Genomic DNA, 26314 nt, shown 5'->3' with positions numbered 1-26314 from the left:
AATAGTTTGTAGATCGTTATCTTCATTTGATAGACTTATATTTTTATATTTGAGTGAACAAATGGTACTTTGCACTTTTAATCATCACAAATTTGAAATCAGATCGTTCCTCTAAATGGCGGATTCATTTGCTTTTTTGGATATTGTATTATATTCTGGAAGTTTACCTTGACTTTTACTGGTCCAGATATCAATTCCCGGATTTCAAATGGTCCATAAGACTTCAGAATACACTTATTCTGGAGCTTGGCTATCTTTTTATCAAAATTCCACTAGCCTATGCCTTGCTATATGTCTATGAGAAGGTTCATTTTAAAGGTTTTTCTAAATACTTTATCTCTATTTTCATTGTAATTGCTGCTGTTTTCGGGCATCGGCTTTTGACTCATTTTATCATTTACCCTCACATCTACGGAGTTACAGAAACACTGGATGGGAAAGAGGTTTCTGGTTTTATGAATGGCTATGTAGCATTCAATTCTTTTATGGATCTTATTTTTATGGTGGGCCTTATTTTCGGGGTTGAAATTACCAGGCAGAAGAATCTTCTGAAAGAGCAAATAGCTCAATTAAAATCAGAAAAGCTGGATCAGGAGCTGACGATGTTGAAGGCACAGATCAATCCTCATTTTCTTTTCAATACGCTCAATAACATCTACGGCATGGCTCTGAAAAAAGCAGATGAAACCCCGGATGTAATCCTGCAGCTTTCCAAAATAATGCGCTATAATATCTATGAATCCTCCGAAAAAAGTATTTCTATAGCCAAGGATATTGAAAATATTAAAGACTTTATACAGATCCAGAAAATCCGCCATCACCAGCTTACCATTAATTTTACGGAAGAAATTGATAATCCTTCACAGGAAATTTCACCTCTGATTTTGATACAGTTTGTGGAAAATGCCTTTAAACATGGCGTTTCTGAAAGTCTGGGAAAAGCATTTATTACCGTTGATATCAAGTTAAAGAACGGAATTCTTACTTACCGCATAGAAAATTCCAAACAGGAAAAACCTCATGAACATTCCACAAAAATCGGACTAAAAAATATCCGCCGGCAGCTTGAACTACTTTATCCTCAACATACACTGTCGGTAGAAGACAAGAATAACCATTATACTATAACTTTAACCATCAATTTCCATGATACCATCAGCCTATAAAAAATACAACTGCATTATTGTAGAAGATGAACCCATTGCCGCCGAAATTTTGGAAAATTTCATCTCCAGAGACCCGGAACTGAATCTTATAGGAAAATGTACAGATGCAGTATATGCCAGCAGCCTTTTAAGTATCCATGATGTGGATCTGATGTTTCTTGATCTTCATCTTCCGGTGGTAAAAGGTTTTGATTTTCTCAGAAAGGTAAAAAATCCTCCCTTTGTAATAGTTACCACAGCGTATCATCAGTATGCTGTAGAAGGTTATGAACTTGATATTGCAGACTATCTGATGAAACCTATTCCGTATGAGCGTTTTCAGACTGCTGTTGGCAAATTTAAGCATTTGATGGAAGCAGAAGATGCCTTACTTGAAGTCTCTGAGCGCGATTTTATATTCATCAGCAGTGGTAAAAAGCAGGTGAAAATTATTCTCCACGATATTTTTTACATCGAAAGTTTAAGAGAATACATTCATATTCATACCAAAGCAGGGTGCTTCACTTTTAAAATGCCTATCAGCAAAATAGAAGAGACTTTACATCCTGCAATGTTTTCCCGCATTCATAAATCATATATTATATCCAGGTCAAAAATAGAAGTCAAGTCAGCCAATATGATCCAGATTAATGGGAAAAAACTTCCGGTAGGGAGAACGTATAAGGCGTTGTTGGAGTTATAATATTAGGAATAAAATTGTTTAAAATCATCCGTTAAAAAAGGAAATTTTCAGCTTTTCTATTCAAAAAAGCTAGTGAAATTATAGGTTTTGTAGATCCTGAATCTCTGTTGATAGATATTTTTTCCGCATTTCTATTGGTTTGTTCACATTTGCTTTATAAAAAATATAATACATAAAAGAATATTAAAACCAGGAAAAATGAATGTGGTTAGCTTATTATTCGAATGTTGAATAATGTTTTGGCTTAAGACTTCTGATAGTCTTAAGCCAATTTTTACTTTAAAATAATTTGAGACCAACGATACCTACAACAATCAGTAAAGCAGACAATAGTCTTAAAATGCTTGCAGAATCCTGAAAAAAGAGAATTCCAACCAATAGAGTTCCTACCGCACCGATTCCTGTCCAGACCGCATAAGCCGTTCCAATAGGGATGCTTTTCTGGGCATACCAGAGAAATCCTCCACTAACCGTCATACATAGGACCGAAAAGATGATCCAGTTCCATTTACTATTTTCCGGTTGTTGAGATAGTTTAAGCCCCAAAGGCCATCCGATTTCAAAAATTCCTGCGATAATTAATGCAATCCAGTTCATACCATTTGTTTTTAAGATATTTTGCTATTGATTAAAGAGTACCAATAAAATGAGCTCTTTACCGTAAACAATTTCATCTAATTTACCCGGCAAAATTACCACTATCAGTTCGTATTCGGTATTATAATCTGAGTGACACCGCAAAAGAGCTGGATAAAACGTATTTTAAAGAAGATGAAACGTCCTGTATCTTTAGATAAAATTTATCTTTGAACAATTCAAATATCAATACCTTTAAAGTCTTTTATTATCCATATGCTGACAGATATTATCTCAACCGATCTCAATGTTATTTTTTGCGGAATCAATCCCGGTTTAAAATCATCAAACGATGGTCATCATTTTTCAGGAAAGAGCAATCGTTTTTGGAAAGTACTCCATCAGTCGGGGTTTACACCATATGAAATAGAAGCCGTACATGATACTTCATTACTGGATTTCGGATATGGGCTGACCACTGCTGTGGCCAGAGCAACGTCCCGTGCGGATGAGCTTTCAAAGGAAGAATTTGATGAATCTCTTGAAAGTTTTACATCAAAAATAACCAAATACCGACCGAAATATATTGCTTTTCTGGGTAAAGCAGCCTACAAATCGTTTTCTAAAAAGAAAGAAATTCTTTGGGGAGAACAGTCTGAAGATTTCTGTGAAGCAAAAGTCTGGGTTTTACCCAATACGAGCGGCTTAAACCGTGGCTTTTCTCTTGACAGTCTGGTTATACACTATAAAGAATTTTATGATTCAATCTGTACATCCTGATCTTTATACTTTATTGGGTTTACTCACATATTTGTTTCCCTTGACAAAAAACCGCCAGGGCAGAAGCGCATCTTCCTGAGCGTAAGCTACCCCTATACGAGGTCCCGTGACAATTTCATCAGAAGTATACGAAATACCGTAATCTTCAATCCAAATCTCCTGTCCGTTCAGATCTTTTTTATTAAAAGAGCGGTCAATTCCCAATGCTTTGGAAGCTGATCCCGGACCTGCGGAAATGGCTGGTTTAGAAGCCGGCATATTTCTTCTCAACTCCATGATCTCTTTACCAATCAAAGGTTCAACAGCTCTCACCAACACTGCGTGAGGATCATCTTCCACAGAAGTGACGATATTGAAAAGATGGTGAATTCCATAGCATAAATACACATAAGAAATTCCGCCATGATGATACAGGGTTTCCGTACGGTCTGTACGCCTGCCTCCATAGGCATGGGAAGCTTTATCTTTAACTCCAAAATAGGCTTCCGTTTCTACAATGATTCCGGCTGTAGTTTCACCATTGAGTTCCGTAAAAAGTATTTTTCCCAAAAGATCCTGAGCCAGAAAAAGAACATCCTGATTGGAATAATAGGAGCGTGGTAGTTTCATGAATGATGTTAGAAATGATTCACTCAAATTTAGTGATAATCATGTAAAATAGAAACACTAAGGAAGAAAGGAAACAAAAGGTACCACAAAAAATCACATTTCATAAAATAGTGAGTAATTTGGCACATCCATTGTTGCGTTTAATGTAACATCATTCCACACCACTATAAAAAATTATAGGTTTTGACACTTATTTTTCCCTGGAGCAATCCGGGGAATTTTTGTTTAACGCTGTAATGGTTTTACATAATATAATAAAAGCCCCACATTACTGTGAGGCTTCATTATTTATCTTGCTCCCGGAGGGCAATGTTCTTTCAGGTATTTTGTAAACATAGTGGCAAGATGCAGTGATGTTCCTTCCCCTTCATTAATAGAATGAGTACGGTTAGGATAAGACATCAGCTGAAACTGTTTGTTATATTTTACTAATTCGTTGATGTATACTTCTGTATTCTGGTAATGTACATTGTCATCACCTGTTCCGTGAACCAGCAGAAGATTTCCTTTTAGGTTTTTAGCATAAGCCAGTGGAGAACCATTGACAAAATCTTCCCTGTTCTCCTGTGGAAGCCCCATATAGCGTTCCTGATAAATATTGTCATAGAACAACTGATTGGCAACCGGAGCAATTGCAATTCCTGTCTGGTAAATATCAGGATATTGTCCCAAAAGGTTCAGGGTAGAAGAACCGCCACCGCTCCATCCCCAAACAGCAACTCTTGAAGTATCTGCATAAGGCCATTTTGCGAATAAAGCTTTGGCTCCCATTGCCTGATCGCGGATATTAAGCTGTCCTATTTTACGATAAATGGATTTTCTCCATTCGCGTCCTCTTGGGGATGGAGTTCCACGGTTTTCAAGGGAAACGTATAAATAACCGTCCTCAGCCATATTCCCTGTATATAGATAATTCCAGCCGGTATAGAAATTATCGGTTACGGTTTGTGATCCCGGTTCTCCATAAACGGTAAAAACAATAGGATACTTTTTATTAGGATCAAAATTTTTAGGCTTTACCACCCATCCGTCCAGTGTAACACCATCCTGTGTGGTAATCTGGAAAAACTCTGCTTTAGATTTTGCAGGATCAGCTTTTGCAGATCTTTTGGCTGCAACCAGTTCTTTATGTTCCGGAAGAGAGATTACAGAGCCTATGGAAATTGAATTGATGCTGTTATTGGTAAACATCGCAATCTTTCCGTTAGGGGATATGGTATAGTTATTAGATCCTGTATAAGATGCCGGAGTTACTTTTTGCGCTTTTCCTCCTTTCATACTTACTTTATACAGGTATTTCTGAGTGGCATTATCAGGAGAAGCTAAAAAGTAAATCAGTTGATTAGGAACATCAAAAAACTCAGGTTTTATAACATCAAAATTATCTTTCGTAAGTAATGTTTCTTTACCGTTCATATCTATTTTATAAATATGTCTCCAGCCGTCTTTTTCAGAAAGCCATAAGAATTCTTTACCATTTTCAATCCAATCCCAGCCGCTCGGATCATTATCGTTCCAACGGGATTTGATATCAATCCATGCAGCATCAGTTTCCGTATGAATGGTTTTACTGCTTCCGGAATTGGCATCTGCTATGATGATTTTACTTTGATTCTGTTTTCTGTTCAGCTGTTGCAGGATTACGGATTTAGAATCCTGCACCCATTCCATTCTCGGAATATAGTTTTGTACTTCATCGCCTGCAATATTGGCCTTCTTTGATGCTTTGGAGGCAAGATCATAAAACCAGATACTGCATCCTGAAGGATTTTCTCCTACTTTTGGATATTCTACAGGAACGGTAAAAGAATACAGGCTATCCGTATTATTAATCATCAGAAAATTCTTAGTTCCGCGTGCATCCATTTTCCAGTACGCTATTTTACTTCCATCCGGAGACCATCTGAAACCATCCTGAGTTCCAAATTCTTCTTCATATGCCCAGTCAAAAGTACCATTGATCATTCTGTCTGTACCATCATTTGTAATTTTGCTGAGCTGATTATTTGAAAGGTCTTCAATATAAATATTATGCTTAGAAACATAGGCTACTTTTTTTCCATCCGGTGAATATTTTGCAAACATTAGCGATGAAGCAGGTAAATCTTTTCCAAGCTGGGTAAGCTTTTTGGTATTTTTGTCGAAGATCCAGTAATCTCCACGGGTATTGTCCCTCCATACTTTTTTGGTGTCGGCAAAAAGCAATAAACTTTTACCATCAGGAGATACCTGAAAACTCTGTACCTGCAGAGCATCAGAACTTCCGGCAGGAACCAGCTCACTACTGTTTAAAAGTGTCTGATCTTTCCCTGGATGCAGTACATCAACAATTTCAACCCCTTTTTTAGTAAATGAATAATATGCATTACCATCAGGAGTCCATTGAGTTTTCTGTGCTGCCAATGGGGACAAACACAGGAAATACAATGCAATAGCTGTTAGTTTTTTTATGTTCTTCATAAATATGATTTAAATTAAGCTAAATGTTCAGCTCTGTAATTTTCAATTTCTTCAACCGTTTTGATCAGTCCGTTGCCTAAAAGTTTGTAACCGTTATCTGTTATCAGGAAATCATCTTCCACACGGATTCCTCCGAAATCCCGGTATTCATTTACTTTATCATAATTAATAAAGTCTGCGTTTTTGTTTTCAGACTGCCACATATCAATCAGATCCGGAATCATGTAAATACCAGGTTCCACCGTAACTACAAAACCAGATTCCAGGGCTTTTCCCAAACGTAAAGATTTTAACCCGAATGTTTGGGTATCTTTTGGTTCTTCCTCCGTATAGCCAATATACTGTTCTCCAAGGTCTTCCATATCATGAACATCAAGTCCCATCATATGTCCCAGTCCACACTGGAAAAACAGAGTATGAGCATGGTTTTTAACAGCCTCTTCAGGATTTCCTTTCATCAATCCGAGATCGGTAAGCCCTTCTACCAGATATTGTGCCGCTTTCAGGTGAATATCTTTAAATCGTACTCCCGGTTTCAGAAGATTTTGAGCCTGATTAAAAGCATTCAGAACAACTTCATACATTTCCTTTTGTTGGGTGGTAAAAGTTTTGCCTGCAGGAAAGGTTCTAGTAAGATCCCCTGCATATCCCATCGCTGTTTCTGCTCCGGAATCATTGAGGAAAAGATCTCCTTCTTTTAAGGTATTGAGACGGTAATGATTATGCAGAATCCCTCCATTTATCGTTACAATCGGGGGATAAGACATCTGACATTCTTTGTTGGCCGCAAGATATTGAATTGCATTTGCAATTTCATATTCTTTAATTCCGGGTTTTGCTATTCGCATGGCCAATAAATGCATATCATTAGATACATTCACTGCCTGTTCTATCTGTACAATTTCCTGAGGTTCTTTGATAGAACGCTGTTTTACAATTGCTTTAATCATTTCTGCAGAAGGCTGTAATTCTGCAATTGTAGTCCCAAGAAGATCTCCCAGTAAAATTTTATTCGAAGATTGATAGGGAGGAAGATAATGAACCTTTCTTCCGGAAGCCTGTGCTTTTGCGATGTATTGAGAAAGCTCAGCATAAGGCAGCGTTTCCTGTACTCCGGACTTCTGACATTTTTCTTTCAGGGTTTCCTGTCTGCCCATCCATACGATATCATCTATGCTGAGTTCATCTCCGAAAACAATGGTTTTATTTTCATCGATATCCATGATGGCTGCAATACGGGGTTCCTGAATTCCGAAATAATATAAATAAGTACTGTCCTGACGGAAATAATAAGGATTGTGCTCAAAATTCACGGGATTCTCTATATTTCCTAGAAATAACAGGATTCCCCCAGATACACCTCTTTGTAATACTGCTCTTCTGTCTTGATAAGTTTGTGCTGAAAACATATATTATGAATACTTTTTATTTTAAAAGGTTAAAGTTACGATTTTGTACTATTGATAGCCCTTTATTCGTTAAAATTAAGAATATGTAAAATTTGGATTTTAATATGATAATCAATGTTCATATTTTGCTTACCTTCAGCAATATTTTAACCTTTAAGAAAATGTTATTCTAATAAAGCCATGATATTATGAAGAGTCTGCAATTTTCTGTTCCTGCTGATACCAACAAGAGTCTTCGCATCCAGGAAGATATAATGCCTAATTTCTATCCTTATTTCCACCGTCATACAGAAACACAGATCATGTGGATTCTTAAAGGACATGGAACACTGGCTATAGAACAGAATCTCTTTAATTTTGAAGCGGGAGATATTTTCTATCTGGGAGCCAATCAATCCCACGTCTTCAGGGGTAATTTTGAGAAAAATGAAAAACAGAAGGTTCATTCTATTTCTATTTTTTTTGACCCTCATAAAAAGATCGCTGCATTTTTCGGCTTGCCTGAGTTTGAGGAACTTAAAAATTTTATCAATCATTCAGAAGTAGGTTTCCAGGTATCTTCCAAACTTAAAAAAAATATCGGGGAAAACATTGCGGCATTACAAAAGACAAAAGGAGTAGATCAGATCATTGATTTTATCAGGATTTTAAACCATCTTATGCAAAACAGGCATTTGCATATTCCATTATCTTCAGAAAAGAATCTGCCTGATCTTATTTCTGATACCGACCAAAGAATTATAGATGCCCAGACTTTTATTAAGAAAAATTTCGCCCAGAATAAACTTACGCTAGACCTTATTGCCAAAGAAGCATGTATGACTCCTCAGGCTTTTTGCCGCTCTTTTAAAAAGCGTACCCGCATTACGTATATTGAATATCTGAATGAACTTCGTGTACAGCGGGCATGCAGACTATTGACAGCCAGCAGTATGTACAGTATTTCTTCTGTTGCTTTTAATAGCGGATTCAGCAGCCTTACCAATTTTAACCGCGTTTTCAAGTCCATTATGAAATATTCACCTAAAGAATACCTTAAGCATTATAAAGAGGTCACCATAGACCAATAAAAAGCAACCTGTTAAAATATGGTTAGTATCTATTAAAATATTAACATTTACCGTTTTAAAATTCACCTAGTTTTGAATAAATATTATTTGATATGAGTACAAAACTAAACTGGGAAGGTATTTATCCTGCTGTATTAACTCCTTTTACCAAAGAAGGTGAGATAGACTTTGAAATGTTCACTCTCAATACAGAAGCCCAGATTAAAGCAGGAGTTCACGGAATTATCCTTGCAGGAACATTAGGGGAGGCAAGTGCTTTGGAAACGGAAGAAAAATTTGAGTTGCTGAAATACGCAAAAAAAATAACACAGGGAAGAATTCCTGTCATTCTTAATCTTTCTGAAAATACAACCAAAAATGCGGTGAACTTTGCACAGAAAGCAAAAGAATTCGGAGCAGACGGCCTTATGCTTCTTCCGCCTATGCGTTATAAAGCTGATAACCGTGAAGTTGTTGAGTATTTCAAAGCAGTGGCTTCTGCTACAGATCTTCCTATTCTTATTTACAACAATCCTGTAGATTATGGAATATATGTTACCCTTGAAATGTTTGAGGAGCTTATTGAATATCCAACCATTCAGGCTGTTAAAGAATCAACGAGAGATCTGGCGAATGTAACCCGAATGATTAACCGTTTTGGAAAAAGGATCAAAATTCTTGGAGGTGTAGATACAATTTGCCTGGAAACCCTGATGCTTGGAGCTGATGGTCTTGTAGCAGGTCTTGTAGATGCCTTTCCTAATGAAACCATGGCGATGTATAACTACGCAAAAGCCCATGAATATGACAAAGCTGTAGCCATCTACAGATGGTTTATGCCTTTGCTGGAGCTGGATATTCATCCTAAACTTATCCAGTATATCAAACTGGCGGCGGCATCAGAAGGAATAAGCAATCCTTATGTGAGAGCTCCACGTCTTGAACTCTATGGAGAGGAAGCTGAAAAAGTTCAAAAAATCATTGATGAAGGCAGGGCTAATCGTCCGGTACTCAATTAACATCAGAAAAACAATTATGATTGAAGAAACATCAAAAGAAAATATTGATAAAAGAATTCAGAGGGCAGCTGAAGCCTTTCAGTTCCTGAAGAATACCACCATCAATGAACGGGCAGAATTTATGAATGCTGTTGCTGATCAGATTGAAGCTTTGGGAGAAGAACTGTTGGCAGTTACTCACACTGAAACCTCATTGCCTTTAGCAAGACTTACAGGTGAAAAAGCCAGAACAGTAGGACAATGGAGAAGCTATGCAAAAGCTGTTGCTGCCGGGATATATGCAGAGCCCAGAATTGATCTTGCCCAGCCAGAAAAACAAAAAGGAGATCTCCGAAAATACCATGTAGGCATTGGGCCTGTCGTTGTTTTTGGAGCCAGTAATTTTCCGTTTGCATTTTCTACTGCAGGAGGAGATACAGCAAGTGCTATCGGGGCCGGCTGTCCTGTGATTGTAAAGGCACATCCGGCACACCCACAGACTTCACAAATAATGGCTGATGCTATAAATGCCGTTGTTACAGCTTTTGGATGGCCTGAAGGGATCTTTAGCCATATTACCGGAACATCTTATGAAACCGGGGCTTACCTGACTCAGCATTCGGATATACAGGCAGTTGCATTTACCGGTTCTTTCCAGGGGGGAAAAGCTTTGTTTGATATTGCTAACCGTCGTGAAAATCCTATTCCGGTATTTGCAGAAATGGGAAGTATTAATCCTGTATTTGCTTTTCAAAACTTACTTGAAACTAAAGCTGAAACATTAGCAAAAGAATATATTGCTTCTTTAACGTTAGGAGTAGGTCAGTTTTGTACAAATCCGGGAGTATTTATTGCATTGAAAGGGAATTCTCTTGACCGTTTTATCAATACATTAAAAGATGAAATTCTGAATATTGCTCCTGCGAATATGCTTCACAAAGGAATATCGGAAAGCTTCGAAAAACATAAAAATATTGCGATAGAACAACCGGATGTTGAAATAATTGCTTCGGCAAACCCCGCAACAGAAGATGGTCAAGGACATGCTTCCGTTATAAAAACAAATGCTCAGACCTTCCTGAATAATCCGGTATTGAGTGAAGAAGTTTTTGGTCCATTTGGTATTGTGGTGGTATGTGAAACACTTGATGAAATCACAGAAATCGCCCATCAGCTAAAAGGACAATTGACGATTACAGTAGCCGCTACTGATGAAGACCTACGTGATAATCTTACGTTAGTCAGCCTTCTGAAAGATAAATGCGGAAGACTGTTATTCAACGGAATGCCTACAGGAGTGGAAGTAGTTTATGCCATGCAGCATGGTGGTCCGTTTCCTTCTACTACAGATTCTCGTTTTACTTCTGTAGGACCGGATGCTGTAAAAAGATTTGTTCGTCCTATTTCTTTTCAAAACTGGCCGGATGAATTTTTACCCGAAGAGTTAAAGAATGACAATCCATTGCAGATCAGCAGAATGGTGGATGGAGAAATGAATTCAGGATCATTAAAATTACAGACGACATGAACAGAACATTTTTTTGTATAGATTCACATACCTGTGGCTGTCCTGTACGCCTTGTTGCAGGAGGAGCACCTATTTTAAAAGGAAATTCCATGATGGAGCGCAGGCTTCACTTCATGAAAGAATATGACTGGATAAGAAAGGGATTAATGTTTGAACCCCGAGGTCACGATATGATGAGCGGAAGTATTCTGTATCCTCCTGCTGATGAAAATAATGATATCGGGGTTTTATATATTGAGACCAGCGGGTGTCTTCCCATGTGCGGACACGGAACGATAGGAACAGTAACCATTGCCATAGAAGAAGGTCTTGTTGTACCCAAAATTCCCGGGAAATTGCGTCTTGAAACACCTGCCGGACTTATCCTCATAGATTATGTACAGGAAGGAAAAAAAGTAAAATCGGTAAAACTAACGAATGTAAAGTCTTTTTTGTATGCTGAAAATCTGGAAGTTGAATGCCCGGATCTTGGATTAATCAGTGCCGATGTAGCCTATGGCGGAAACTTTTATGCTATTATAGACCCTCAGGAAAATTATAGAGATATTTCTGATTTTACAGCCAGCCAGCTTATTCATTATGGAAAAATCATCAGAAAATTACTCAATGACAAATATGAATTTATTCATCCTGAAATTGAACACATCACCAGATTAAGCCATATTCAATGGACGGGTATACCTACAGATCCTAAAGCAAGTGGGAGAAATGCGGTATTGGTAGGGGAAAATGCCTTGGACCGCTCACCATGTGGTACAGGAACTTCTGCAAGAATGGCGCAGTGGCATGCTAAAGGAAAACTCAGGGAAGGAGAAGAATTTATCCATGAAAGTTATATTGGTTCTCAGTTTATTGGCAGAATTGAAGAAACTGCTGCTGTAGATGGAAGATCAGCCATTATCCCATCAGTAGAAGGCTGGGCAAGAATTACCGGATATAATCATATTATTATTGATGATGAAGATCCTTATTGGCAGGGTTTTCAGGTAATGTAACACGCATATGACACAGAATAAAGGAAAAGCACTCATCATTGGTGCAGGAATAGCCGGATTAAGCTCAGCCTATTACCTTTTAAAGAAAGGATGGCAGGTGGAAATTCTGGAGCAGAATGATCTTACCAACAACTGTTCTTATGGCAATGCAGGAATGATTGTCCCCAGTCATTTTACCCCATTGGCTGCACCGGGAGTTGTTGCCCAAGGAATACGCTGGATGTTTGACAGTAAAAGTCCGTTTTATGTGAAACCTTCATTCAGCGCTAAACTGATATCCTGGGGATTACAGTTTTTGAAACATTCCAACCAGAAACATGTTGATCATTCAGCAGCAGCCATCCGTGATCTTAATCTCGCAAGCAGCAAACTTTATAATGAAATTGCAGAAACAGATGGTTTTGATTTTGAACTTAATCAAAATGGTATTCTGATGCTTTATAAAACAGAGAAAGTAGCAGAAGAGGAGATAGAGCTTGCCCACAAAGCAATTAATATGGGATTATCAGTTGATATTCTTGATAAGAAAGAAATCCAGGAGCTCGAGCCCAATGCCCGATTGGATGTCATTGGAGGAATCAATTATAAATGTGATGGTCATATGAATCCTATGAAGCTGATGAAGCAAATGATCTCTTATCTTAAAAATAATGGTGTCATTTTTCATACCCATCACAAAGTAGCCGGCTTTGAAACTTCTGGAAATGCTATTAAAACAGTCATTGCCAATGGTAAGGAATTTACTGCAGACCAGTTTATTATGACCGGAGGTTCATTTCTCCCTGAACTGGCTCAGAAGGTAGGAATCAAAATTCAGTTAATGCCCGGAAAAGGATATTCGTTTATGCATACCCCTGATAATCCGGTCAATACCCTGAATCATGCTGCTTTATTACTTGAAGCAAGAGTGGCTGTCACTCCTATGAATGGGCAGATCCGTTTTGGCGGAACCATGGAACTGGCTTCCCATAAGGATAAAATTAATATGAAAAGGGTAGAAGGTATCGTCCGGTCTATTCCTAAGTATTTACCCGATTTCCAGATGGAAATACCCAAAGAATCAGAAATCTGGTTGGGTTACAGACCCTGCGCTCCGGATGGCCTTCCGTATTTAGGTCAATCTTCGAAATTAAAAAATCTAATTATTGCCGGAGGCGGTGGAATGATGGGACTAAGTCTTGGACCCATTTTCGGAAAAACAGTTTCAGAACTTGCCAATGACCAAAAGCCAACGGTTGAGATAAAGATATTCAACCCTGAAAGATTTAATTAAAAAAACATCACATAAAACACACAAAATTATGCCTAAAACCATTTAAGTATTCAAATAATTTATTAACAACCAAATCCAAAAATCATGAAAAAATTTAAATTACTACTACTTGCTTCCCTATTTCCAATAATAGGTTTTGCTCAAGAAAACAGACCTCATGAGTGTAAAGCAGATGAAATGATGAAACAACATTTTGAACTGCATCCTGAATCTAAGGCTGAATATGAAAATTTTGAAAAATTCACCAGAGATTTTGTAAAAAAAATGGAATCAAACAAAACTCCATTGAATAAAAAGGTGAATTCTCCCACCTACATCATCCCTGTGGTTTTTCATGTGTATGGAGAATCTCAGAGTAATGTAAAAGTAAATTACCAAAAAGTAGTTGACTTACTGCAACAAATCAACTTAAATTTCAATGGAATCAACACTGATTCAAACACTATAGATTCTTACTTCCAGCCTATTAGGGGCACATTAAGTATTGAATTCCGCTTAGCTAAAATTGACCCAACCGGAAAAGCAACAAGCGGAGTGGTATTTCATCCTTTCAAAGGTGGATATGGCAACGGTGGCGGATATGATGCACAAATTGGCACAGATGCCTGGGATAATACCAAGTATATGAATGTGTATATACAAAATGATCTGTATGCTAGTAAAGATTTATATCAATCAGGAGTTGCCTGGTATCCGGATTCATACATGACTTCAGTAAATACAGCCAGAGTTGTTTATAATGGCCGTTATATATATGATGCTGCAGGAACTGTGGCTTCAAACGAGTTTTCTGACACATTCACTCACGAATTCGGGCATTGGCTAAATCTTCAACATACATTCAATGTTCTTTGTTCAACTGCAAATCCCAGTAATGATGGTGATGGAGTTGCTGACACCCCTGTAGAAAATAATTCTAATGGATTAGGATGTGCAGCTGGAAACAATTGTCTTGGACAAAAAGTGAACGTTGAAAACTATATGGGATACAACGGCTCTGCAGGTTGTTATAAAATGTTCACCAATGGACAGGTCAACAGAATGTTAGCCGCATTAAATCACCCTTCAAGAATAAATTTATGGCAGCCCGCAAACTTAGCAGCAACCGGTGTTGCCAATACTCCGCCTAGATTAAGTCTTAGCAACAGTACATTTACTGAAAACATAAACAATAATGGTAAAGTATCATTAGATGGAACAGTAGCATCTACTCCAATCTCAGCCATTACCCTAAACGGAGCAACATTTGGTGTACCAAATGGAACAACTCTTATTTCAGGAACACATTTCACTTCTTCATTACCAACAGGATTAACAGCAGCTATAGCAGTTACAAGTCCTACTACTGCTACACTTACTATAAATGGTACAACAACCAGCCATCCTAAAAGCCAGATTCTCAATTCATCAATTACATTCCTAAATCCGGCTATAACAGGAGGTGTAACGTCATTAGGATCCACAACCGCTTTGGCATTAACTTTTTCATATAAAGATCCTTATAAAGTAGTTACCGGAACTCCTCTGGAAAGTTATGCCAATCCAACACCAACAACAGTAACAACCAACTCCGGAGCAACTTGGAAATATTTTATCATTAACCCTGAGCTTAGTGATGATGCCGGTTATGGCGCCTGGTACTATGGGGCAAATCAATTGAAACTGGAAACCTATTGGAAAGGATTAGTATGTGAAGCAGGAACAAGAAATATTAGCCTAATTCCAGCCTGCACCACCATAACGAATGCAAGTAATATAGGTTATCCTACTTATACTCCCGGACAACTTGATGTTTACACTCCTACATACACTACCTGGTCTGGCAAAACCGCTTATGTAGGTTTTAGAAACCAATTTGAAGGCTACAATATTAACGGCTATTTCAAACTGATTGCCGGGGCTAATGGTTCAGGTTATTCTGTAACTGAGTTTGCCTACAACACACAACCATATGGCAGTATTACAACACCTTGTGCATTACCATTATCCATTGCAGACAGTGATACAACAAACTCAGAAACATCCATCTATCCAAATCCAGTTTCTGATGTATTGAATATTAAAACAAAAGGGGAAATTAAATCAATTGCTGTTTACGACATGTTTGGAAGAAAAATGAATGCTAAAGTTATTGGTAATAAGGTTGATGTTAAACACTTCCTAAGCGGAACTTATTTAATTGATATTGAAACCTCTTTAGGAAAATCTTCCCAAAAATTTATTAAAAAATAGAATCAAACTCAAAGCAGTTACAGACTGGTTTAAAGCTTTTTAAACAACAAAACACTTTTCTCAGAAATATGAATAATAGTTTAGTATTCATATGCAGTTAATTGGGCTTCATGGTAAGCCCAATTTTTTATCCTATTTATGAGCCAGTTCTTCATTTATTTATGTAATTTTATTCTTTGATAACAATATTCAGTGCATTATAAAAACGATACCATAACCATTCGCGAATTTACTCCCGAAGAATTCCCTTTATTTTCTACTCTTTTTGAAAATGAAAATGTTACCCGCTATCTGCCTTACAAAACTCCTGAAGAATATAAAGAGATGTTTGACAAAGCACTGGCAGATTATGAAACAGAACCATTCAGCAGATGGGGAATATTTAACACAAAGAATAATGATTTTGTGGGAATGTGTCTCGCAAGAGTCTTCCTTGACCATCCGGAACAACTAGAAATCGGTTATACCTTAGGAGAAGATTATTGGGGTAAAGGACTTGGAACTGAAGTGTGTAAAGCTCTTGTTGATTATTGTTCTTCACTGAATCATCGGAAAGATATTGTGGCTATAACCGATCTTGATAATATAGGATCTCAAAAAGTACTTTTAAAAAGCGGCTTCAGCAGAATTGAAAATCTGGTACGAGAGGATAGAGAACTGGCTTACTTTATATTGCAGAAAGGGTAAACTTATTGAGTATCTTTTTCCCACAGATTGCACAGATTTCCACAGATGTTTGTGCATATTTTTAGACTAAAATAATCTCAGGCAATAAAAAATATTTTAAGTTTAATTGAACTTTTCAACAGTTTATTTCTTACTTAAAAGAAACTTAAGTGTTTTTAAAATCTTTTGTGACTTTTATGGTTAAATGCAAAGTCTTCAACCATAAAAACATTTCATTTATACAATAATTTATCATAACTTGCAGGAATTATGATGTCGAAACGTTGCAAATATGCGCTTAAAGCAATGGTCAGATTAGCAAGGAATTATAACCAGGGCTTTCTGCCAACCTCCGTTATTGCACAAGACGAAAACATCCCCAAGAAATTCCTGGAACAAATTCTTCTCGAACTTAAAAGAGCCAAACTGGTGAACAGTAAACAAGGCAAAGTAGGAGGATATTACTTGTTGAAATCACCCGACGAGGTCTCATTAGCAGATATTTACCGTATTTTCGATGGGCCTATTGCTCTTACGCCATGTGTATCTCTAAATTTTTATGAAGCATGTGATGATTGCGTAGATGAAGCGGTATGTTACTTAAGAAAAGAATTAATGATCGTTCGTGAAAAGACCAGAACAAGCATGATGGAGGCCACTCTGACTAAGTTTATCAATAACAATTAATTTTTTTTATTTAAATTCTACTATTTTGATAGGAGTTATAGAATTTTGTATATATTTGCAAGACTTAAATCTCAATTCAAAATGAAAAACAGTCTGGAAAATGAATACGAAAATCTTGTAAAAGAGGCTAGTGAAGCTTCTTTTCAAACAAATGGACTGCAAATACTGACTGAAAGATTCCCGGGAGAAGTTATCTTTTCAACCAGTTTCAGTTACGAAGATCAGGTTATCACTCATCTGATAAAAGATTTAACTATTGAAATATTCACGCTTGATACCGGAAGACTTTTTGAACAGACCTATGAAACCTGGACCTCCACAAAGGCTTTTTTCAAAAAGAATATCAAAGCCTACTATCCGGATACCGAAGAACTCAGAGAGTTTGTAACCGAAAATGGACCGGATTCATTCTATCAGTCCGTAGAAAAAAGAAAAGCGTGCTGTACCATCCGAAAGGTTCATCCTCTGAGAAAAGCACTGGAAGGCTATAAAGTATGGGTTACAGGTCTGAGGTCAGAACATTCTCCCAACAGGCAAAATATGCCCCAGCTGGAATGGGATCCGGATAATAAAATCATAAAATTTCATCCTATCCTTCACTGGACTACAGAACAGGTGACAGCATATGTAAAAGATCATCATCTGCCCTACAATCATCTTCATAAAAAAGGATTTGTAAGCATAGGATGTGAGCCCTGTACCAGAGCTATCAAAGAAGGAGAAGATTTCAGAGCAGGCCGTTGGTGGTGGGAAGATGCCAACAAAAAAGAATGCGGTCTGCATATTCATCAATAAAAAAAGAAAAAAATGTCAATACATCAGTTCAATTATTTAGATCAGTTAGAAGCTGAATCTATTTATATATTAAGAGAAGTAGCGGGTCAGTTTGAACGTCCTGCCTTATTATTCAGTGGTGGAAAAGACAGTATTGTACTGGCTCATCTGGCAAGAAAAGCATTCTTCCATGGCAAAATACCGTTTACCTTTGTTCATGTAGATACCGGACACAACTTTCCGGAAGTTCTGGATTTTCGTGATCAGCTGGTAAAGCAGTTAGAGGTCAATCTGGCTGTAAGGAAAGTGGAAGACACGATAAAAAGTAAAAAATTAACGGAGGCCAAAGGTAAATTTCCAAGCAGAAACTGGCTGCAAACTTATACACTTCTTGATACGATTGAAGAATTTGAATTTGATGCCTGCATCGGAGGAGCCCGCAGAGATGAGGAAAAAGCCCGCGCCAAGGAAAGAATATTTTCCGTCCGTGATGAATTCGGGCAGTGGGATCCCAAACTTCAGCGTCCTGAGCTATGGAATATCTTCAATGGAAAAATTCACAAAGGAGAAAATGTAAGAGTTTTCCCTATCAGCAACTGGACAGAGCTTGACATCTGGAACTATATCCGAAGAGAAAAAATTGCACTTCCTTCCATTTATTTTTCGCATGAAAGAGAAGTGGTAGATTTTAACGGTCAGTGGCTTGCCAATTCCTCACACGTCTTTTTAGAGCCGGAGGATATTATCACTACCAAAAAAATACGCTACCGTACCGTTGGAGACATGACCTGTACCGCTGCAGTAGAATCCAATGCGGTAACAATAGATGCCGTAATCGAAGAAATTGTAGCGACCAGAATTTCAGAACGTGGCGAAACAAGAATTGACGACAGAGTGACAGAAGCCGCCATGGAAGATAGAAAAAAAGGAGGCTATTTTTAATCAATGATAAAAGATAATTGATCAACGATCACACAGAATATTTTTATCAATTATTATTTATCACTTATCATTTATAACAAAAATCGGATGGATATATTAAGATTTATAACAGCAGGAAGTGTAGATGACGGTAAAAGTACCCTTATCGGTAGACTGCTTTACGATAGCAAAAGTATTTTACAGGATCAATTGGAAGTCCTTGAAAAACATTCTAAAAATAAAAATGAAGACGGGGTAGACCTTGCTCTTCTAACAGACGGATTGCGTGCAGAAAGAGAACAGGGAATCACAATTGATGTTGCCTACCGTTATTTTTCAACGGCAAAAAGAAAATTTATCATTGCTGATGCTCCCGGGCATGTGCAATATACCCGTAATATGATCACCGGAGCGTCCAATTCTGACCTGATGGTCATTCTGATCGATGCCCGAAAAGGTGTGATAGAACAGACCAGAAGACATTCCATCATCGCCTCTTTATTACAGTTGAAGAAAGTTGCGGTAGCCATCAACAAAATGGATATGGTGGATTATGCAGAAGATGTTTTTGAAAATATAAAATCAGAATATGCAAAAATTGCAGAAAATCTGGGATTAAATGACGTAAGCTATTTTCCGATCTCTGCATTAAAGGGCGACAATATTGTTTCAAAATCTTCCAGAACAGATTGGTATGAAGGAAACTCTCTTCTTGAGTATCTTGAAGAAGTAACTTTAAATGAAGAAAAAAACAATGGAAGCCGTTTCCAGGTTCAGTATGTGATTCGTCCTCAAACGGAGGAACTGCATGATTACCGAGGCTATGCAGGGCAGATACTTAGTGGAAAATTCACCAAAGGAGACAAAATTCATATTCTTCCTGCAGATCTTACGACTGAAATTACCAAGATAGAGATCAATGGCGTTGAAAAAGAAGAGGCATTTGAAGGTCAGCCTGCAGTGGTTCACCTTGCTCACGATGTAGATGTCAGCAGAGGAGATATTTTTGCAACGGAAGAACATGTTCCTGTCGTTGAAAAAGACCTTGAAATTCTGTTATGCTGGCTTGATCAGAAGCCTTTGCAGCCAGGGAATAAATATCTGTTGCAACAGAATAGCAGACTTGTCAAAGCCGTTGTGAAAGAAGTAGATTACAAGATCAATGTCAATACCCTTATCCGGGAACAGGCAGATGGCGAAATTAAACTGAACGAAATTGTAAAAGTTACCCTTCGAACGGCACAGCCTTTGGTCTATGACAGCTTTACCAATAATAAAACAACGGGCTCTGCCATTTTGGTAGATGAAACGTCCAATTCAACGGTAGCAGCCTGTATAATTCAATAGAAAAAATGGCAATTTCCGATCAATTAATTGAAAGAATTCATCAGACAAAGCAAAACAGCATTCATGGATTCTTTGATAAAATAAAGACCAAAAAATGGGTTAAGGATTTGTATGAAACACTTTTCCTGCCTCAGACTAACAATACTGAAGAGCAGCTGAAAAGAAATTTTGATGCTCTGCAGGAAACACTTTCTGACTTAATTAATACCGTTGCAGCAGATAAATATATTACGGAAAAACAAGTCAATCAATTTTTTGAAGCCTTGCCGGAGTTATATGATCAGTTGGTTCTGGATGCAAAATCTATTCTGGAATTTGATCCGGCAGCAGATTCTCTGGAAGAGGTATATCTGGCATATCCGGGCTTTTTTGCTACCTATGTCTACCGTATTTCGCACCAGCTTTGGAGTCAGGAAGTGAAGATTCTACCGCGGGTCATTTCAGAATATGCCCACAGTAAAACCGGAATTGATATTCATCCCGGAGCTACCATCGGCAAATCTTTTTTTATTGATCACGGAACAGGAATAGTGATTGGAGAAACAACCATTATTGGAAACAATGTCAAAATCTATCAGGGAGTAACCCTCGGAGCCTTGAATGTTTCCAAAGAAAAAGCCCATCAGAAAAGACATCCCAATATTGAAGATGATGTGATTATCTATTCGGGGGCTACCATTCTGGGAGGTGAAACAACCATAGGCAGAGAAAGTATCATAGGAGGAAATGTCTGGGTAACCCAAGATGTTCCTGCCAACTCTCTGGTCTACCACAAAAGTGAAATAAAAATAAAGGATAATACTTCATTACCGGAATCATTAACCTTTGTGATTTAAAAAAAACAAAAAAGTACATTGATATGAAATTTCAGAACGCATTAGAAACGATTGGAAACACACCCGTCGTAAAAATTAATAAACTCTTCAATTCAGATCATGACATCTGGATCAAACTTGAAAAAAGCAACCCTGGCGGAAGCATTAAAGACAGAATTGGTCTGGCCATGATAGAAGATGCAGAAGCGAAAGGATTATTAAATAAAGACAGTGTCATTATAGAACCCACGAGTGGAAATACAGGGATAGGCCTCGCTTTGGTAGCTGCTGTAAAAGGATACAAACTGATCCTTGTCATGCCTGAAAGCATGAGTATAGAACGCCGTAAAATTATGGAAGCGTATGGAGCAGAATTCGTACTTACCCCAAGAGAAAAAGGGATGAAAGGGGCTATTGAAAAAGCCAACGAGCTTGCTGAAGAAACCCCAAATTCATGGATTCCAAGACAGTTTGATAACCCTGCCAATGTAAAAGTACACGTAGAAACCACCGCACAGGAAATTTTAAAAGATTTCCCGGATGGCCTGGATTATATCATTACAGGAGTAGGAACCGGAGGACACATCACCGGAATTGCAAAAGCAGTAAAGGAAAAGTATCCTAACGTAAAAGTTATTGCTGTAGAGCCGGAATTATCTCCCGTACTCAGTGGAGGAAGCCCCGCACCGCACCCATTACAGGGACTGGGAGCTGGATTTGTTCCTTCCATTCTGGATGTTACCCTTTTAGACGGAGTAATCACAGTAGGAAAGGAAGAAGCTTATGAATACGCACTCAATGCCGCTAAAAAAGAAGGTCTTTTTGTGGGAGTTTCCACAGGAGCCGCTTTAGCAGCCATTGCGAAACATTTACCGGAAATACAACCTAACGCTAAAATTCTCACCATCAATTACGATACTGGAGAAAGGTATCTGTCCGTAGAAGGACTCTTCTAAATCCTTAATTAACACCTACTTCAATGAAAACAAATATAAAATCACCAAAGGTCTTCCTTATCGGTGCAGGGCCCGGCAACCCTGAACTGATCACTGTAAAAGCAGTAAAAGCAATCGCAGAAGCAGATGTCATCTTATGTGACCGCCTTGTAAGTCCGGAGATTCTGGAAACCTACGTCAATGAAAACACTGAAATCATCTATGTAGGGAAAGAATGCAGTAAAAATGCTTCCACACCGCAGTCTCATATCAATACTTTGATGGTGGAATATGCCCTTCAGAACAAAACTATTGTCAGGCTTAAAGGAGGAGATGTTTCCATATTCTCCAATATTCTGGATGAATTGCAGGCTTTAAAACACAATCATATCCCTTACGAAATTATTCCGGGAATTACAGCCGCATTAGGAGCAGCCGCATTTGCCGGGATGCCTTTAACAGCAAGAGGATATTCTACATCAGTGCGTTTTCTGACATATTATAAATCAGAAATTGTGAGTGAAGAATACTGGAAAGAGCTTGCTTTAACCAATGATACCCTTGTTTTCTATATGTCTAAAGGAAATCTTACTCCTCTTGTGGAAAAACTGAAACAGCTTGAGATTTCAGGTGATAAAAAAATTGCAGTCATTGAACAGGCGACAACGCCTTTCCAAAAGGTGTACACCTCATCATTTGATGATTTTAATGAAAAATTCGGAGACAAAAACTTTGCTTCACCTTCATTGGTTGTTGTTGGCAAAATTGTCAACCTTCACGAAGAATTTTCATGGCTGGAAAATGCCGAACAGGAAGGTCTTTACTTTAAATCAGTGGAAAACGGAAGTCTAATCCCTACAACTCATAATTTCTTTGAATATGCTGTCTGAAACTAAATTAAACGTATTAAAACAAATATCCGGAGATCTTTCCAGAGATGAAGCCATTTGGGCAAGCGGATATCTTGCCGGTATTGCCGGAGGATCGTCACTGACCGCCGTACTGCCGCCTCAGGAAACGAATAGTATTACACAGAATGTTGTAAAGAAAATAACCCTGGCTTACGGAACAGAAACCGGAAACAGTAAAAAATTAGCGACAGCTTTGGCAGGTATTGTGAAGAAAAAAGGACTTCAGGTAAAACTGGCCGACCTTTCTCAGTACAAACCCAAAGATCTTGCAAAAGAAGAGTTTTTCTTCGTAGTGATCAGCACTCAGGGAGAAGGCGAACCACCAGCACTGGCCAAAAAGTTCTATGATTATATTTATGAAAATGAAATTAATCTTAGCGGACTTAAATTCGGAGTACTGGCGTTGGGAGACAGCAGTTACCCTCTGTTCTGCAAAACAGGAGAAGATGTAGATTCACGCTTTGAAATATTGGGAGCTCAGCGTGTTATCCCACTAAAGAAATGTGATATTGATTATGAACAGGAAGCTTCACATTGGATAGAACATGTATTCGAGACAGTTAATAAAAATGCTGGTCAGAGTACAAAAAGTATTTCAGCTCCAAAGGTTTCTGCCGGAAGAAAGAAATACCAGGGAAAAGTTTCAGCAATTATTAATCTGAACGATATTACTTCTGAAAAAGAAACATATCACATTGAGATTGAAACAGAAGAACTGGCCTATCAGCCGGGTGCAGCGTTAGGGTTAATTCCTTTCAATTCAAAATCTATAGTAGATGAAATTATTACCCTTACAGGAATTGATCCTCAAAAAAAGGTAGAAACAACAAAAGTTACAGATACCGCTGAAGAACTTTTACACAAACATCTTAACATCAGCTATCTGCTTAAATCTGTTGTTGCTCAATATGCGAAAATAACGGGACATTCCATTCCGGAAGTCAGATTAAGCCTTCTTGATCTGCTTAGGATTTATCCGGTAAAAAATGCAGATGAATTTGAAGAAATTATTCAGGTATTAACCGCTCAGGCACCTCGTCTGTATTCAATTTCTTCCTCTGTAGAAGCGCATGGGGACACGGAAATTCATATTACGGTCGCCAAATCAGAATTCTTTATAGACCATCAGAGACATAATGGATTATGCAGTGGTTTTCTGAGTGAATTCAAAGAAGGAGAAGATATTGAGTTTTATATTCAGGATGCAGGACACTTCAAATTGCCTCAAGCTGATAAAGATATCATTATGATTGGTCCCGGTACAGGAATAGCCCCTTTCAGATCATTCCTCTGGGAGCGTGATGCAACAGGTGCGGAAGGAAGAAACTGGCTGTTTTTCGGGGATAGAAGCTTCGTATCAGACTTCCTTTATCAGGCAGAACTTCAGGATTTTATTAAAACAGGCAGTCTCACTCATTTAGACCTTGCTTTTTCAAGAGATACCGCTGAAAAAATATATGTTCAGCACAGACTGGAACAAAAAGCACAGGAAGTTTTTTACTGGCTGGAAGGCGGAGCATCTGTATACGTATGCGGAGCCAAAGAACCAATGGCTCGGGACGTAGAACAGACACTTCTCACCATCATTCAGAATGAAGGAAAAAGAAGCAAAGAAGATGCAGCCCTTTATCTGGAAGAAATGGAGCTTAGTGGCAGATATGCCAAAGATGTTTATTAAATGAGATAAAAAAGAAGTACTCGTAAAAAATTAAAGGAAACAATTATGAACAATGATAAAGAAAACCTTTCACCGGTAGAAAGGATTAAAACCAGCAGTAACGGGCTTAGGGGATCTTTAAAAGAAAGCCTTGCTGATTCTATTACCGGAGCCATAAGGGAAGATGATCAGACGCTGATCAAATTTCATGGAATGTACCAACAGGACGACAGAGACCGAAGGGAAGAGCGTGTTTCTAAAAAACTGGAATGGCTATATTCCTACATGATCAGATTAAGACTTCCCGGCGGCTTTTTAACTCCGGAACAATGGATAGGATTGAATGAAACAGCAGAAGATCATTCCACCGGAACCATTAAAGTAACCACAAGACAAACGATTCAGCTGCATGGCATTTTAAAATCTCATTTAAGACCTACCATCCAAAGCTTCAATCTTCAGCATCTGGATTCTATTGCCGCTTGTGGGGATGTCAACAGAAATGTAACCTGTACAGCCAATCCCTCAGAATCACCTTTGCACAAGGAAGCTTATGAACTCGCTGGAAAAATCAGTGAGATGTGTCTTCCAAAAACCAAATCTTATTATGATATCTGGATTGATGATGAACTTCTGGTTGATCGTAAAGCAGAAGAAGATCCTCTGTATCAGGACAGGTATCTTCCGAGAAAGCTGAAAATAGGAATAGCTGTTCCTCCTAATAACGATGTGGATGTATTCATCAATGATATTGCCTTAATTGCTATTATCGAAAATGATAAAATCGTTGGTTACAACATTGCTGCCGGAGGAGGACTTGGTGCCACTCATGGAAACGAAGCAACCTATGCACGTCTTGCCTCCATTCTTGGATTTGTAGATACCGAAGAAAAAGTATTGAAGGCTGTCTACGAAATCATCACGGTTCAAAGAGACTTCGGGAACAGAAGCGACCGGAAATTATCAAGATTAAAATATACAATTGATAAATTGGGTATCGACCAGTACAGAGCCGAAGTAGAAAAAAGAACAGGATTCAGCTTTGAAACTGCCAGAGAATTTAAATTTGAACAGAGAAAAGACCGCTATGGATGGATTCAAAATCATGAAGGAAAATGGTTTTATACTGTATTTGTAGAGCATGGAAGAATCCTTAATACGGCAGAATATCCTTTAAAATCAGGATTATTAAAAGTAGCGCAGACTGGCAATGCCAATTTCCGTTTTACCTGTAACCAGAACCTTATTCTTGCTGATATTGCTGATAAAGATAAACCAGAAATTGAACATATTTTAAAAGAACACGGAATTTCAGAATATACAAACGGAGCCAGTGCTCTGCGTAAAAACTCTGTTGCCTGTGTAGCTTTGAATACCTGTTCATTGGCATTGGCTGAAGCTCAGCGTTATCTTCCTTCTTTGGTCACAAAAATAGAACCTATCCTTGAAAAATATGGTCTGCGGGACGAAGATATTACCATTCGTATGACCGGATGTCCTAATGGATGTGGGAGATCTCCTAATGCTGAAATCGGATTTGTGGGTACAGCTTATGGAAAATATAACCTTCACATTGGAGGAGACCGTCTGGGCATGCGATTGAATACAAAATTTAAAGAAAATATTGGCGAAGAAGAAATTCTTACAACCCTTGATGAGCTTTTCGGAATTTATGTACAGAAAAGACTTGCAGAAGAAACATTTGGTGATTTTTCATACCGTTACTTACATACCTTAAATTAATTATATGGCTGATTTTCATTATGATCTGAAAAAAAATATAAAAACTAAACCTCTTCATTTAAGCGGACGAATGTGTATGTGTTGTTGATTCTTCAATAACA

General features: G+C 38.0%; 23 protein-coding genes. 19 read left to right on the top strand and 4 right to left on the bottom strand.

The features are described from left to right. Nucleotides 1-128: 128 nt before the first annotated feature. On the top strand, nucleotides 129-1166 hold the full coding sequence (locus ACWPWS_RS04905) for a sensor histidine kinase (protein ID WP_454045699.1): 1038 nt from the start codon (nucleotides 129-131) through the stop codon (nucleotides 1164-1166). Continuing rightward, nucleotides 1147-1848 carry a LytR/AlgR family response regulator transcription factor gene (locus ACWPWS_RS04900; protein ID WP_454045698.1) on the top strand — a complete coding sequence of 234 codons (702 nt, stop codon included), beginning with the start codon at nucleotides 1147-1149 and terminating at the stop codon, nucleotides 1846-1848. The genes ACWPWS_RS04905 and ACWPWS_RS04900 overlap by 20 nt, the downstream gene beginning before the upstream one ends. A 279-nt stretch (nucleotides 1849-2127) precedes the next feature. Here the strand turns inward: ACWPWS_RS04900 and ACWPWS_RS04895 are convergent, their stop codons facing one another. Then, nucleotides 2128-2445 carry a DMT family transporter gene (locus ACWPWS_RS04895; protein WP_105682296.1) on the bottom strand — a complete coding sequence of 106 codons (318 nt, stop codon included), beginning with the start codon at nucleotides 2443-2445 and terminating at the stop codon, nucleotides 2128-2130. 255 nt (nucleotides 2446-2700) lie between these two features. On the opposite strand from ACWPWS_RS04895, the gene mug reads away from it, so the two are divergent. After that, complete coding sequence (gene mug / locus ACWPWS_RS04890) at nucleotides 2701-3204, top strand: G/U mismatch-specific DNA glycosylase (RefSeq protein ID WP_454045697.1); 504 nt, start codon at nucleotides 2701-2703, stop codon at nucleotides 3202-3204. A 3-nt stretch (nucleotides 3205-3207) separates the two neighbouring features. On the opposite strand, the gene ACWPWS_RS04885 is transcribed toward mug, so the two are convergent. The 3 genes from ACWPWS_RS04885 to ACWPWS_RS04875 form a co-directional block, all read right to left on the bottom strand. Beyond that, nucleotides 3208-3813, bottom strand: a complete 606-nt coding sequence (locus ACWPWS_RS04885) for a DNA-3-methyladenine glycosylase (RefSeq protein ID WP_454045696.1) — start codon at nucleotides 3811-3813, stop codon at nucleotides 3208-3210. Nucleotides 3814-4101: 288 nt separating this feature from the next. Beyond that, the gene (locus tag ACWPWS_RS04880; RefSeq protein WP_454045695.1) at nucleotides 4102-6273 is read right to left on the bottom strand and encodes a S9 family peptidase; all 2172 of its coding nucleotides are present in this window, start codon (nucleotides 6271-6273) and stop codon (nucleotides 4102-4104) included. A gap of 14 nt (nucleotides 6274-6287) precedes the next feature. Further along, entirely contained in the window at nucleotides 6288-7682 is a 1395-nt protein-coding gene (locus tag ACWPWS_RS04875) for an aminopeptidase P family protein (RefSeq protein WP_454045694.1), read from the bottom strand. A 188-nt stretch (nucleotides 7683-7870) separates the two neighbouring features. On the opposite strand from ACWPWS_RS04875, the gene ACWPWS_RS04870 reads away from it, so the two are divergent. The 16 genes from ACWPWS_RS04870 (at nucleotide 7871) to ACWPWS_RS04795 (ending at nucleotide 26213) form a co-directional block, all read left to right on the top strand. Beyond that, nucleotides 7871-8752, top strand: coding sequence for an AraC family transcriptional regulator (locus ACWPWS_RS04870; RefSeq protein WP_454045693.1), 882 nt, complete (start codon nucleotides 7871-7873; stop codon nucleotides 8750-8752). 92 nt (nucleotides 8753-8844) lie between these two features. Then, nucleotides 8845-9750: a dihydrodipicolinate synthase family protein gene (locus ACWPWS_RS04865; protein ID WP_454045692.1), complete on the top strand. Its 906-nt coding sequence runs from the start codon at nucleotides 8845-8847 to the stop codon at nucleotides 9748-9750. 16 nt (nucleotides 9751-9766) lie between these two features. Continuing rightward, complete coding sequence (locus ACWPWS_RS04860; protein ID WP_454045691.1) at nucleotides 9767-11257, top strand: aldehyde dehydrogenase (NADP(+)); 1491 nt, start codon at nucleotides 9767-9769, stop codon at nucleotides 11255-11257. Continuing rightward, complete coding sequence (locus tag ACWPWS_RS04855; RefSeq protein ID WP_454045690.1) at nucleotides 11254-12252, top strand: 4-hydroxyproline epimerase; 999 nt, start codon at nucleotides 11254-11256, stop codon at nucleotides 12250-12252. Before ACWPWS_RS04860 ends, ACWPWS_RS04855 begins: the two co-directional genes overlap by 4 nt. A gap of 7 nt (nucleotides 12253-12259) precedes the next feature. After that, entirely contained in the window at nucleotides 12260-13525 is a 1266-nt protein-coding gene (locus ACWPWS_RS04850) for an NAD(P)/FAD-dependent oxidoreductase (protein WP_454045689.1), read from the top strand. 84 nt (nucleotides 13526-13609) lie between these two features. Next, the gene (locus tag ACWPWS_RS04845; protein WP_454045688.1) at nucleotides 13610-15757 is read left to right on the top strand and encodes a zinc-dependent metalloprotease; all 2148 of its coding nucleotides are present in this window, start codon (nucleotides 13610-13612) and stop codon (nucleotides 15755-15757) included. Between the two features lie 192 nt (nucleotides 15758-15949). Beyond that, entirely contained in the window at nucleotides 15950-16444 is a 495-nt protein-coding gene (locus tag ACWPWS_RS04840) for a GNAT family N-acetyltransferase (RefSeq protein WP_454045687.1), read from the top strand. A 249-nt stretch (nucleotides 16445-16693) separates the two neighbouring features. Next, nucleotides 16694-17110 (top strand): RrF2 family transcriptional regulator, encoded by a 417-nt coding sequence (locus tag ACWPWS_RS04835; RefSeq protein ID WP_309511982.1) that lies wholly within the window; start codon nucleotides 16694-16696, stop codon nucleotides 17108-17110. Nucleotides 17111-17191: 81 nt separating this feature from the next. Then, nucleotides 17192-17905 (top strand): phosphoadenylyl-sulfate reductase, encoded by a 714-nt coding sequence (locus ACWPWS_RS04830; protein ID WP_454045686.1) that lies wholly within the window; start codon nucleotides 17192-17194, stop codon nucleotides 17903-17905. Between the two features lie 12 nt (nucleotides 17906-17917). After that, on the top strand, nucleotides 17918-18826 hold the full coding sequence (gene cysD, locus ACWPWS_RS04825; protein WP_209784386.1) for a sulfate adenylyltransferase subunit CysD: 909 nt from the start codon (nucleotides 17918-17920) through the stop codon (nucleotides 18824-18826). Between the two features lie 87 nt (nucleotides 18827-18913). Further along, complete coding sequence (locus ACWPWS_RS04820; protein WP_454045685.1) at nucleotides 18914-20152, top strand: sulfate adenylyltransferase subunit 1; 1239 nt, start codon at nucleotides 18914-18916, stop codon at nucleotides 20150-20152. 5 nt (nucleotides 20153-20157) lie between these two features. Further along, a complete protein-coding gene (epsC, locus tag ACWPWS_RS04815) occupies nucleotides 20158-20988 on the top strand; it encodes a serine O-acetyltransferase EpsC (protein ID WP_454045684.1) in 831 nt (276 codons plus the stop codon). 23 nt (nucleotides 20989-21011) lie between these two features. Then, nucleotides 21012-21923 carry a cysteine synthase A gene (gene cysK / locus ACWPWS_RS04810; protein ID WP_454045683.1) on the top strand — a complete coding sequence of 304 codons (912 nt, stop codon included), beginning with the start codon at nucleotides 21012-21014 and terminating at the stop codon, nucleotides 21921-21923. 23 nt (nucleotides 21924-21946) lie between these two features. After that, nucleotides 21947-22792, top strand: coding sequence for a uroporphyrinogen-III C-methyltransferase (cobA, locus tag ACWPWS_RS04805; protein ID WP_454045682.1), 846 nt, complete (start codon nucleotides 21947-21949; stop codon nucleotides 22790-22792). Beyond that, nucleotides 22782-24491 carry a diflavin oxidoreductase gene (locus tag ACWPWS_RS04800; RefSeq protein ID WP_454045681.1) on the top strand — a complete coding sequence of 570 codons (1710 nt, stop codon included), beginning with the start codon at nucleotides 22782-22784 and terminating at the stop codon, nucleotides 24489-24491. Before cobA ends, ACWPWS_RS04800 begins: the two co-directional genes overlap by 11 nt. 45 nt (nucleotides 24492-24536) lie before the next feature. Then, the gene (locus ACWPWS_RS04795; protein ID WP_454045680.1) at nucleotides 24537-26213 is read left to right on the top strand and encodes an NADPH-dependent assimilatory sulfite reductase hemoprotein subunit; all 1677 of its coding nucleotides are present in this window, start codon (nucleotides 24537-24539) and stop codon (nucleotides 26211-26213) included. Nucleotides 26214-26314: the final 101 nt, after the last annotated feature.

The organism is Chryseobacterium sp. Marseille-Q8038 (assembly GCF_965111995.1).
The sequence above is the reverse complement of the archived record's forward strand: the minus strand, read 5'-3'. Positions and strand labels throughout refer to the sequence as shown.